This window comes from Clostridium sp., assembly GCF_026168755.1.
Lineage (GTDB): Bacteria > Bacillota > Clostridia > Clostridiales > Clostridiaceae > Clostridium.
In genome coordinates this window covers 1-11,929 of sequence record NZ_JAPFDR010000066.1, presented here as the reverse complement: position 1 = coordinate 11,929, position 11,929 = coordinate 1, and the positions used below count along the sequence as shown (strand labels likewise).

10 protein-coding genes are annotated in these 11,929 nt (G+C 29.7%); 9 read left to right on the top strand and 1 reads right to left on the bottom strand.

What is annotated here, in order from left to right; translation table 11 throughout:
* Window positions 1-149: 149 nt before the first annotated feature.
* On the bottom strand, window positions 150-332 hold the full coding sequence (locus tag Q0Y03_RS14240; protein ID WP_297714472.1) for an alpha/beta-type small acid-soluble spore protein: 183 nt from the start codon (window positions 330-332) through the stop codon (window positions 150-152).
* A 297-nt stretch (window positions 333-629) separates the two neighbouring features.
* Here Q0Y03_RS14240 and Q0Y03_RS14235 point away from each other — a divergent pair, with 297 nt between their 5' ends.
* The 9 genes from Q0Y03_RS14235 (at window position 630) to Q0Y03_RS14195 (ending at window position 11,716) form a co-directional block, all read left to right on the top strand.
* A complete protein-coding gene (locus tag Q0Y03_RS14235; RefSeq protein WP_297714471.1) occupies window positions 630-1,709 on the top strand; it encodes an undecaprenyldiphospho-muramoylpentapeptide beta-N-acetylglucosaminyltransferase in 1,080 nt (359 codons plus the stop codon).
* Window positions 1,710-1,848: 139 nt separating this feature from the next.
* Window positions 1,849-2,280, top strand: a complete 432-nt coding sequence (locus tag Q0Y03_RS14230; protein ID WP_294141846.1) for a flavodoxin domain-containing protein — start codon at window positions 1,849-1,851, stop codon at window positions 2,278-2,280.
* A 154-nt stretch (window positions 2,281-2,434) separates the two neighbouring features.
* Window positions 2,435-5,953: a pyruvate:ferredoxin (flavodoxin) oxidoreductase gene (nifJ, locus tag Q0Y03_RS14225; RefSeq protein ID WP_297714470.1), complete on the top strand. Its 3,519-nt coding sequence runs from the start codon at window positions 2,435-2,437 to the stop codon at window positions 5,951-5,953.
* A 237-nt stretch (window positions 5,954-6,190) separates the two neighbouring features.
* Window positions 6,191-6,517, top strand: coding sequence for a DUF1292 domain-containing protein (locus tag Q0Y03_RS14220; RefSeq protein ID WP_297714469.1), 327 nt, complete (start codon window positions 6,191-6,193; stop codon window positions 6,515-6,517).
* Between the two features lie 244 nt (window positions 6,518-6,761).
* The gene (locus Q0Y03_RS14215; protein WP_297714468.1) at window positions 6,762-7,589 is read left to right on the top strand and encodes a PHP domain-containing protein; all 828 of its coding nucleotides are present in this window, start codon (window positions 6,762-6,764) and stop codon (window positions 7,587-7,589) included.
* A gap of 13 nt (window positions 7,590-7,602) precedes the next feature.
* Window positions 7,603-8,796, top strand: a complete 1,194-nt coding sequence (locus Q0Y03_RS14210; protein WP_297714467.1) for a pyridoxal phosphate-dependent aminotransferase — start codon at window positions 7,603-7,605, stop codon at window positions 8,794-8,796.
* Between the two features lie 161 nt (window positions 8,797-8,957).
* Window positions 8,958-9,596 (top strand): HAD-IB family hydrolase, encoded by a 639-nt coding sequence (locus Q0Y03_RS14205; protein ID WP_297714466.1) that lies wholly within the window; start codon window positions 8,958-8,960, stop codon window positions 9,594-9,596.
* Window positions 9,597-9,623: 27 nt separating this feature from the next.
* Window positions 9,624-10,421 (top strand): aminotransferase class IV, encoded by a 798-nt coding sequence (locus Q0Y03_RS14200; protein WP_297714465.1) that lies wholly within the window; start codon window positions 9,624-9,626, stop codon window positions 10,419-10,421.
* Window positions 10,422-10,624: 203 nt separating this feature from the next.
* On the top strand, window positions 10,625-11,716 hold the full coding sequence (locus Q0Y03_RS14195) for a galactose ABC transporter substrate-binding protein (protein WP_297714464.1): 1,092 nt from the start codon (window positions 10,625-10,627) through the stop codon (window positions 11,714-11,716).
* The last annotated feature ends 213 nt before the right edge of the window (window positions 11,717-11,929 follow it).

The following is an 11,929-nucleotide window of genomic DNA, read 5'->3' as shown; positions in this document are numbered from 1 at the left end:
GTATAACGACCCTTTTAAGGGTAGCAAGTAAAATAAAATGCGGCTGCTGGACCAATTTATGCGTCTTAAGACGCAAGCTAGTAATTTGCCCTTATAGGGCTCATGAAAAACCACCAGCTTAGCTGGTGGATATTTATTTTGGAAAGTTATTACTTCAATCCGTTTTCGTATTGTTCAACCATACGTTTAACCATTTCTCCACCAACGCTACCGCATTGCTTAGAAGTAAGGTTACCATTATAGTCTGTGAAAGGAACGCCCATTTCATTAGAAACTTGGTTTTTGAATTTAGCTAATTTATCTTTAGCTTCTGGTACTAAGTTTTGTGCCATTTAAATTCACCTCCTTATATCTTTATGTTAATAGCTTATCCAATTGGACAGTTTGTATTATATTAAATTAGAGGAAAAGGTGGAAAAATACTGGGTTAGTGGTAGAATATATAGGGATGATTAACTATTTACAACTTAAATTTGGTGAATATTAGATAAATTTCAGAATTAAGAGTTGAAATTTGGTTAAAATCTTAATAAAAATGATTAAGATAAAGATTAAAAAATTGTGTAAAACTATATTATTTTAATAAATATAATTAATATAGATACATTAATAATCAATGAGGTGTTTTAATGAGTAAGTATAAGATTATAATGACTGGCGGGGGAACAGCAGGACATGTAACTCCAAACTTAGCTTTAGTTCCAAAATTAAAAGAGAAGGATTTTGAAATAAAGTATATAGGAAGTTATGAAGGAATTGAAAAGGAGATTATAGGTGATGCAGGTATACCTTATTATTCAATTTCATCAGGAAAGTTAAGAAGATATTTTGATATGAAGAATTTTTCAGATCCATTTAAGGTTATGAAAGGAGTTTTACAAGCAAGTAAAATTTTATCAAAAGAAAAGCCAGATGTTATTTTCTCAAAGGGTGGATTTGTTGCTGTACCAGTAGTTATAGCTGCATCAATGAAAAAGATACCGGTAGTATCTCATGAGTCAGATTTAACACCAGGGCTTGCAAATAAATTATCTGCACCATTTTGTGATAAGTTATGTGTAACTTTTAGAGAAAGCTTAAAGTATATAAAAGATGGTAAAGGTGAATTAACAGGTACTCCTATAAGGGAAGAAATATTAAAGGGAAGCAGAATAAGAGGAAAAGAAATTTGTAACTTTAAAAATGATAAAGATGCAATTTTAGTTATAGGTGGTAGTTTAGGTGCAAAAAATATAAATGATGAAGTTAGATATCATATTAATGAAATACTAAGGAATTTTAATGTTATTCACATATGTGGAAAAGGTAACTTAGATAAATCATTAAATGGATTAGAGGGATATAAACAGTTTGAGTATGTTAAAGAAGATTTACCACATTTGCTTAAATATGCTGATTTTATAATTTCTAGAGCGGGAGCAAATGTTATATTTGAATTATTAGCATTAAAAAAGCCAACACTATTAATACCTTTATCTAAAAAAAGCAGTAGAGGAGATCAAATACTAAATGCAAATTCTTTTGTAAAAGAGGGATATTCATTAGTTTTAGATGAAGACGAAATGATAGAAAAGCATAATTTGATTGAAAAGCTTTCAGAATTACAATTAAGAAAAAATGACTTAGTGAAAAATATGAGTAATAGTGAAATGAAAAATGGTGTTGATGCAATTATAAGTGTAATAATGAATAGTATAAAGAAAAAATAATTTACTATATAACCGTTTTCATGAAAATAAATTTTAAAATATAGATGTAAAGAACTTGAAAAAATTTTTTAGTGTTATATAATGAAATTGATGGAAAAACTAGCATAATAAACCAAACAAAAGTAGAAGAGGTGCGAAAATGAAAAAAGTTTCAATAATATATTGGAGTAATGGTGGAAATGTTGAAATTATAGCCAATGCTATATGCGAAGGAGCTAGTATAGGAGATGTAGAAATTGAAACAAAGCATGTGGCAGATGCGTCTATTCAAGATGTTTTACAAGCAGATGCAGTAGCATTGGGAAGCCCTGCAATGATAAACGATGATATTGAGGAAATAGATATGAAGCCGTTTATTAATAGATTAAAGGAATTAGAAATTAGAAATAAACCTTTAGTATTATTTGGATCATGTGGATGGCGTGATACAAAATTTATTGATAAATGGGAAAGAAATATGGAGGATTGTGGATTTAAAGTTTTAGGAAAATTAGCAGTTAAAGATTCTGTAGAACAGGATGATTTAAGAAAAGCTAAAGAGCTAGGAAAATTATTAAGTTTAGATAAGTAATTTTAATTTCTTTCATATCTAATAAGTAAATAAATTATATATACATTTTATGTAAGCAACAATGGTATATTTGAAATTAAATATAGTTTAATTTGATATATACCATATTATTTATATGCTTAATTTTAAAAAAAGGGAAGCGGAGGTAGACAAGATGAGAAAAATGAAGACTATGGATGGTAACACTGCTGCTGCACACGTTTCATATGCGTTTACAGAAGTAACTGCTATTTATCCAATAACTCCATCATCACCAATGGCAGAACATGTTGATGAGTGGGTTGCACAAGGTAGAAAGAATATTTTTGGACAACCAGTAAAGGTTATGGAAATGCAATCAGAGGGAGGAGCAGCAGGAGCTGTTCATGGATCATTACAGGCTGGGGCTTATACTACTACATATACAGCTTCACAAGGTTTATTATTAATGATTCCTAATATGTATAAGATATCTGGAGAAAGACTTCCAGGGGTTATACATGTATCTGCTAGAGCATTAGCAACATCTTCATTAAATATATTTGGAGATCATCAAGATGTTATGGCAGCTAGACAAACTGGTTTTGCTATGCTTGCTGAAGGTTCAGTTCAAGAAGTTATGGATTTATCTGCAGTTGCACATTTAACTGCAATTAAAACTAGAATTCCATTTATGAACTTCTTTGATGGATTTAGAACATCTCATGAGATACAAAAAATTGAAGTATTAGAATATGATGAATTAGCTAAGTTAGTTGACTGGGAAGCTGTTAATGAATTTAGAAAGAATGCATTAAATCCAGATCACCCAGTAACTAGAGGTACAGCTCAAAATCCAGATATATATTTCCAAACAAGAGAAGCTGTAAACAGATTCTATGATGATATTCCAGAAGTAGTCGAAGGGTATATGGCAGAAATAACTAAATTAACAGGAAGAGAATATCATTGTTTTGATTATTATGGAGCTCCAGACGCTGATAGAGTAATTATTGCAATGGGCTCAGGAACAGACGTTGCTGAAGAAACTGTAGATTATTTAAATGCTAGAGGAGAAAAGGTTGGTGTTGTAAAGGTTAGACTTTATAGACCATTCTCAATAGAAAAATTATTAGCTGCAATTCCTGATACAGTTAAGAAAATTGCAGTATTAGATAGAACGAAAGAACCAGGTTCAATTGGTGAACCATTATACTTAGATGTAGTAAGTGCTTTTGCAGGTAAAGCAAATGTGCCAGTTATAGTTGGTGGTAGATATGGATTAGGTTCAAAAGATCCAAACCCTTCAGATATAGCTGCAGTTTATGCTAATTTATCTAAGGACGAGCCTAAAAATGGATTTACAATTGGTATAGTTGATGATGTAACATTTACTTCACTTGAAACAGTAGAAGATATAGATGCTACACCAGAAGGAACTAAAGCTTGTAAGTTCTGGGGATTAGGTTCAGATGGTACTGTTGGTGCTAATAAGAGCGCTATTAAGATTATCGGTGATCATACTGATATGTATGCTCAAGGATATTTTTCATATGACTCTAAAAAATCAGGTGGTATAACAGTTTCTCACTTAAGATTTGGTAAGAAGCCAATTAAATCACCATATTTAATAGATAAGGCTGATTTTGTAGCATGTCACAATCAATCATATGTTTATAAATATAACGTATTAGATGGATTAAAGAATAACGGTAAATTCTTATTAAATACAATTTGGACACCAGAAGAATTAGATGAAAAATTACCAGCAGAAATGAAGAGAACTATAGCTGAAAAGAATATAGAATTCTATACATTAAATGCTGTTAAGATAGCTCAAGAAATTGGTCTTGGTGGAAGAATTAACATGATAATGCAAGCTGCATTCTTTAAACTTGCTAATATAATTCCAGTTGATGAAGCTATAGCATACTTAAAGCAAGCAGTTGTTACATCATATGGTAAAAAAGGTGAAAAAGTTGTTAATATGAATAATGCTGCTATTGATGCTGGTGTTGGAGCTATTGTTAAGATAGATGTACCAGCAACATGGGTAGATGCAGTAGATACTGAAGTTGCAGCTACAAAAGAAGTTCCTGCATTTATTAAAGAAATAGTTGACCCTATGAATAGACAAGAAGGTTTTGATTTACCAGTTTCAACATTTGTTAAACATAATATGGAAGATGGTACTTTCATGGCTGGTACAGCTGCATATGAAAAGAGAGGAATTGCAATTAATGTTCCTGAATGGATACCAGAAAACTGCATTCAATGTAATCAATGTTCAGTAGTATGTCCTCATGCTGCAATAAGACCATTCTTATTAACTGGTGAAGAAGCTGAGAAAGCACCTGCTTCAATGAAGACTACTGATGCTAAGGCATTAAAGACAGAAGCTCCATATAAATTCTCAATTGGAGTTACTCCACTTGATTGTACTGGATGTGGAAACTGTGCTGAAGTATGTCCAGCTAAGAACAAAGCTTTAGTTATGAAACCACAAGATAGTCAACATGATCAAATAGATGCATGGGATTATGCAACAACAGAAGTATCTGCTAAGAAAAATCCAATGAATAAGAATACATTAAAAGGTAGCCAATTTGAACAACCACTTCTTGAGTTTTCAGGTGCTTGTGCAGGTTGTGGAGAAACTCCATATGCTAAGCTTGTAACTCAATTATTTGGTGATAGAATGATGGTAGCAAATGCTACAGGATGTTCTTCAATTTGGGGAGGATCAGCTCCTGCAACTCCATATACAGTTAACCATAATGGACATGGTCCAGCTTGGGCAAATTCATTATTTGAAGATAATGCTGAATATGGTTTAGGTATGTTCTTAGGAGTTAAGGCTATAAGAGATAGAATTGCTGATAATGTAAAAGTTGCATTAGAAAGTGATATATCTGATGAAACTAAAGCTGTATTAAAAGATTGGTTAGAAAATAGAGAAGAAAGCGTTGGAACTAGAGAAAGAGCAAATGCTTTAGTTACTGCACTTGAAAATTGTGATGCTGAAATAGCTAAGACTATTTTAAATGATAAAGAATTCTTCGTTAAGAGATCTCAATGGATCTTTGGTGGAGATGGTTGGGCATATGACATCGGATACGGTGGACTTGACCATGTACTTGCATCAGGAGAAAATGTAAATGTATTAGTATTTGACACAGAAGTTTACTCAAATACTGGTGGACAATCTTCTAAATCTACACCAACAGCTGCAATTGCTAAATTTGCTGCTTCTGGTAAGAGAACTAAGAAGAAAGATTTAGGAATGATGGCTATGAGCTATGGTTATGTATATGTTGCTCAAATCTCTATGGGAGCAGACAAAAATCAAACTCTTAAGGCTATAGCTGAAGCAGAAGCTTATGATGGACCATCATTAATAATTGCTTATGCTCCATGTATTAACCATGGTATTAAAGCAGGAATGACTAATTCACAATCAGAAGCTAAGAAAGCTGTAGATTGCGGATATTGGGCATTATATAGATATAATCCAACATTAAAGGGAACTAAGAATCCATTTAGCTTAGATTCAAGAGAACCTAAGGGAGACTTTAGAGAATTCCTAATGGGAGAAGTTAGATATGCTTCATTAGCTAAGGCGTTCCCAGAAGCAGCAGATGCTTTATTTGAGAAGACTCAAGAAGATGCAATGGAAAGATTAGAAAACTATAGAAAACTTGCTAATCAAGAATAGATAAATTAATAAAAAAGGGGTTAAAGCTTTAATGTTATACAACACTAAAAGTGAAGCCCCTTTTTTATGCATAATTTAAAAAAATATTTTAAAATTTTATAAAAAAAATATATTTTTCTTTTATTTTCCTAAGAATAAGGGTACAATTATAAAGACTAGTTAAGTTTGAGCAATATTAATTTATATATTTATTTTAGAATTAAATTGTTTAACTTATTATTTAAGGAGGAATGTAAAATGGAAAATGAATTAAATAAATGCGGCGAAGGCTGCGGATGTGGACACGATCATGATAACCACGGATGTGGAGATAACTGTGGATGTGGAGAACACGAACATGAACACTTTGTTGTTGATTTAGAAGATGATAATGGAAATGTTATATCTTGCCCAATAGTTGATGCATTTGAATTTGAAGAAAATGAATATGTATTAGCTCAAAATCCAGAAGATGAATCAGTTTACTTATTCAGATCAACTGAAGAAGGAGAACTTATAGTTCCAGAGGAAGCTGAATTTGATAAAGTAACAGAATATTATACTAACGTTTTAGCTGACGAGTAATATTTAAGGAGGTTATGCAGAGTAATTTGTATAATCTCTTTTTTTTATTTACTTAGTGTTATTGAGAATTTAATTCAATGTTTTCAATTTACATTTCATAACTAAGGTGATATATTTTTATTATGGGAAATATTACTTGGTTTTTTAATATTATATCGTAAGTTAGAATAACAAATTGATAATTAACTTAAACTAAGTAAAAGGTATAAATGAAAATTTCACTTAAAAAGAAAAGGTGAATAAGATGAAGTATGCAGATTTACATATTCATTCAAATTATTCTGATGGAATAAAAAGTCCAGAAGAAATAATTGATTCAGCAATAAAAGATAATATTAAATACATATCTATAACAGATCATGATTCTATAGCATCACAGTATGTTACTAAAAATAACTATAAAGAGGTAAATATAATTCCAGGAATAGAGCTTAGTACTGAATTTAGAGAAATGGAATTACATATACTTGGATATTTTATGGATATTGATAATAAAAAATTACAAGAAGTTGTAGATGAATTAAATACTCAAAGAATGAAAAGAGTTGAAGATATATTATTTAAGTTAAAAAAACATGATATTAAACTAGATTTAGAAGATTTAGCAATAGATATAGATTCAACTGTAGGAAGAAGCCATGTAGCAAATGCAATGGTTAGAAAGGGGTATTTTGATAATTATAAAAGTGCATTTAGAAGTTTTTTAGTTCAAGGAAAACCAGGATATGTTAAAGGATTCAGGTTAAACTATAGAGATTGTATAGATGTAATTAATAAGTCAGGTGGAGTAGCTATTTTAGCTCATCCAGGTCAAATATATAGAAAAATAGAAGTCGAGAATATTTTAAAAGAATTAAGGTGTTTTGGACTTAAAGGAATAGAGGTATATCATCCAAGTCATTCTCAGAATGACATAAATAAATTTTTTAATTTAGCTAAAAAGTATAAGTTATGCATAAGTGGAGGAAGTGATTATCACGGTAGAACTTTAGGATATGATAATTTATCTATAGGTAGTTATGGATTAAATGAAGAGTATTTAGAAAAGTTTATTAAATTTAATAAGAGATAATGGGGGCAAGTCAATGGAATTATCAAGAAAAGCACAAAGAATCGAAGCGTCAGTAACTTTGGCAATAACAGCAAAGGCTAAAGAAATGAAAGAAAAAGGAATTGATGTAATTAGTTTTGGGGCAGGTGAACCAGATTTTAATACTCCAGAAAATATAATTAATGCGGCTATAAAAGCAATGCAAGAAGGTAATACAAAATATACCAATGTAAATGGAATACTTCCATTAAGAGAAGCTATATGTAAGAAGTTTAAAGAAGACAATGGTCTAATATATAAACCATCACAAATAGTAGTATCTACAGGAGCTAAACAATCACTTGCAAATGTATTTTTAGCAATATTAAACCCTGGTGATGAGGTAATTGTTCCAAATCCTTATTGGGTTAGTTACCCTGAACTTATAAGATTAGCAGATGGAAAGGCCGTATTTGTAGAAAGTGATGAAACATCTTCTTATAAGTTTACTAAAGAAAATTTAGAAAAAGCAGTTACAGAAAAGACTAAAGCTATTATATTAAATACACCTAATAATCCAACAGGAACTATTTATAATAAAGACGAATTAATAGAAATAGCAGAGTTTGCAAAAAAATATGATCTTATAATAGTTTCTGATGAAATGTATGAAAAGTTAATATATGATGGAGAAAGTCATGTAAGTATTGCTAGTGTTTCTCATGATGCTTATGAAAGAACTATTGTTATAAATGGATTATCTAAGTCTTATGCTATGACTGGATGGAGATTAGGATATTGTGGAGCAACAGAAAAAATAGCGAAGCTTATGACTAATATTCAAAGTCATATGACATCTAATGTTTGCTCTATAACTCAATATGCAGCTGTTGAAGCTTTAAATGGACCACAGGATAAAGTTAAAGAAATGATTTTTGAGTTTGAGAGAAGAAGAAACTATATGGCTAAGACTTTAGAAGAAATGAATAACTTAAGCATAATTAAGCCGCAAGGTGCATTTTATATTATGATAAATATTGATGAATGCTTAGGGAAAGAAATTAATGGAGAAAAAATTAATGATTCAATGGATTTTTCTGATAAGTTATTAGAAAAAGAAAAAGTAGCAGTTATTCCAGGAAAAGCGTTTGGATTAGATAACTATGTAAGAGTATCTTATGCAACTTCAATGGAGTTAATTGAAAAAGGTTTAGAAAGAATTAATAAATTTGTTAATAAGTTAAAATAAATAAAAATGGGCTGAGGCATATATAATGCTCAGCCTTTATATAATTAGAGGTTATTAGGTTATAGTTAGTAGCTAAGGATGAAATTGAAGAAGAAGGTTTTGTTATTTAACTATTACTTGAGAATTAGTAACTTTTAACTAAAAATTTTGGAGGAAAATAAGTGGAAAAACTAGCGATATTTGATATAGATTATACAATAACAAGAAAAGAAACATTAATGGAGTTTTTTAAATATCTTATATCTAAAGATATAAAAAATATAAAGTTTTTACCAAGAGCATTATATTCAGGATTAATGTATGGAGTAAAAGTTTATGATGAAAGAAGAGTTAAAGAGTGTTTTTTAAAGTTTATAGAAAATATAGATGAAGCAGAGTTAGCTAAACTTACTAAGTCATTTTATGATGAAAGAATAAGTAAAATACTTTATAAAGATGCAGTAGATATGATAAAAAAATTAAAAAAAGAAGGATATATGGTAATACTTATATCAGCTTCACCAGAGTTCTATGTTAAGGAATTTTATGCAATAAAAGAAGTAGATTTAATAATTGGAACTAAGTTTAGATTTGAAGGTGGAAAATTTATAAGAAAAATGCATGGTAACAACTGTAAGGGTGAAGAAAAAGTTAGGAGATTAAATGAGGTTTTAAAAGAAAAAAATATAAAAGTAGATTTTAAAAATTCATATATGTTTTCAGACTCATTGTCAGATAAACCATTATTAGATCTTGTTGGAAATCCATATTTAATTAATTATAAAAAGAAACATGAAATAGAAATTTTAAGATGGAAATAAATAATCTTCAAAGGAGGTGTAATATTAATGGAAGCGATAAATAAATTTTACTTAAATAATGGAATAATATATCCTATTAATGATTTTACTGATGAAGATTATAAGGAAAAGATAATATATGAAGTTTTAAGAGTTGTTAATGGAAAGCCAGTGTTTTTAAATGAACACTTATCTAGGATGCAAAAGTCATTTAAACTTATAAATAAAGAATTTCCATATAGTGAAGAGGAGATAGAAAGTTTAATAATTAAAGTTATTAAAAATAATGATAATGCTATTGGAAATATAAAGATTACATATAATATAAGCAATGGTAATTTAAAAATATATTATATAATGCATTCTTATCCTGCTGAAGAATATTATGAAAAAGGAGTAAAAGTTATTCTTTATTATGGTGAAAGAGAAAATCCTAATTTAAAGATAGTTAGTACAGAATTTAGAGCGAAAATTGCAGAAAAAATGAAGGAAGCTAATGCTCATGAAGCTCTTTTAGTAGATAGAAATGGTTTTATTACAGAGGGAAGTAAATCAAACTTTTTTGGAATAAAGGATAAAAAGCTTATAACAGCTAAGGGTGAAGCAGTACTTAGAGGAATTACAAGAGATAAAATATTTAAAATAGCAGAAGAATTAGGTGTAGAAGTAGAAGAAAAAGAAATAAAAGCTACAGAAATAAGGGATTTAGAGTCAATATTTATTTCAGGAACTTCAGTTGCTATATTACCAATATCTCAAGTTGATGATATAAAATTTGATGTTAATAATAAAATTTTAAGAAATATTATGAGGAAATATAATAATCTTTTAGAGGGAAAATTATAAAAAAATATTAGTATTTTAATATTTAAAAGTTACGTGTATATTTATATGAATATATTATGTAACTTTTTTTAGTTATTATAAAAATTCAGAAGAATTTCGATAGTTTTCAAAAGAATTTTATATGGGTTAAAGTTTATGAAAACGTTATAATAAAATTGTAAAAATTAAACATATAAAAAGGGAAGATTTTGGAGGGATTGAATATGATAAAATTAAAAAAATTATTACCAATGATAGTTGTAGCAACTATGATTGGAGGTGTTATGACAGGGTGTAGTAATTCAGGAAGTGATAATGCTGATACAAAAAAATCTGAAGCTACAGATGAGTCAAAGAGTCAAAGTAATAGCAACATATTAATTGGATCCGCAATATATAAATTTGATGATACATTTATGACTGGCGTACGTACTGCAATGGAAAAACAATCAGATGCTGAAGGCGTGAAAATAGAGTTAGTTGACTCTCAAAATAAGCAACCAACACAAAATGAACAAGTTGATACATTTATAACTAAAGGAGTTAATGCTTTAGCTGTTAATGCAGTTGATAGAACAGCAGCAGGACCAATAATAGAAAAGGCAAAGGCTAAAGATTTACCAATAGTATTCTTAAATCGTGAACCTGAAGAAGCTGATATGCAAAATTATGATAAAGTTTGGTATGTTGGAGCAAAAGCTGAACAATCAGGAACTCAATCAGGAGAAATTATTGTAGATTACTTTAAAGCAAATCCTGAAGCTGATAAAAATGGTGATGGTGTAATTCAATATGTAATGCTACAAGGAGAACCAGGTCATCAAGATGCTACATTACGTACAGAGTATTCTATAAAAGCTATTGAAGATGGTGGATTTAAAGCTGAAAAACTTGCTGCTGATACAGCTATGTGGGACAAGGCTAAGGCTACAGATCTTATGAAAGCTTTTATAACTGGACAAGGGTTAGATAAGATTGAAGCAGTTCTTTGTAATAATGATGATATGGCTTTAGGTGCAATTGAAGCATTAAAGGCTGAAGGTTATAACAAAGGTGATGCATCTAAATATATTCCTGTAGTTGGTGTTGATGCAACTGCACCTGCACTTCAAGCTATGAAAGATGGATCTCTTTTAGGAACAGTATTAAATGATGCAGAAAATCAAGGTAAAGCAACTATAAATGTAGCTATAGCTGCAGCACAAGGAAAAGAGATAAATAAAGATACAGTAGGATATGAAGTAACTGATGGTAAGTATATTTGGATTGATTATGTAAAGATTACGCAAGATAACTATCAAGATTACTTAAAGTAGTTAGGAATTAGAAGTTATGAGTTGGGAGTTGTAGATAAAACTCCTGACTTCTAACTAAAAACTACTAAATATCTGATAGTGTAAAGTTTCGTATGAAAAAATAGCCTATGGCTAATTTTTAATAATAATTAAAAAATAACGTTGTAATATCAACTAAAATTTAAAAATTGGATATGACAAAAAGACCTTCGGTATCGGAGGCAAAAATAAAAT

What these genes read in the sequence shown, in the direction of transcription:
- Q0Y03_RS14240 (WP_297714472.1), bottom strand. Translation starts at nt 332, where the DNA reads ATGGCACAAAACTTAGTACCAGAAGCTAAAGATAAATTAGCTAAATTC.
- Q0Y03_RS14235 (WP_297714471.1), top strand. Translation starts at nt 630, where the DNA reads ATGAGTAAGTATAAGATTATAATGACTGGCGGGGGAACAGCAGGACAT.
- Q0Y03_RS14230 (WP_294141846.1), top strand. Translation starts at nt 1,849, where the DNA reads ATGAAAAAAGTTTCAATAATATATTGGAGTAATGGTGGAAATGTTGAA.
- nifJ (WP_297714470.1), top strand. Translation starts at nt 2,435, where the DNA reads ATGAGAAAAATGAAGACTATGGATGGTAACACTGCTGCTGCACACGTT.
- Q0Y03_RS14220 (WP_297714469.1), top strand. Translation starts at nt 6,191, where the DNA reads ATGGAAAATGAATTAAATAAATGCGGCGAAGGCTGCGGATGTGGACAC.
- Q0Y03_RS14215 (WP_297714468.1), top strand. Translation starts at nt 6,762, where the DNA reads ATGAAGTATGCAGATTTACATATTCATTCAAATTATTCTGATGGAATA.
- Q0Y03_RS14210 (WP_297714467.1), top strand. Translation starts at nt 7,603, where the DNA reads ATGGAATTATCAAGAAAAGCACAAAGAATCGAAGCGTCAGTAACTTTG.
- Q0Y03_RS14200 (WP_297714465.1), top strand. Translation starts at nt 9,624, where the DNA reads ATGGAAGCGATAAATAAATTTTACTTAAATAATGGAATAATATATCCT.
- Q0Y03_RS14195 (WP_297714464.1), top strand. Translation starts at nt 10,625, where the DNA reads ATGATAAAATTAAAAAAATTATTACCAATGATAGTTGTAGCAACTATG.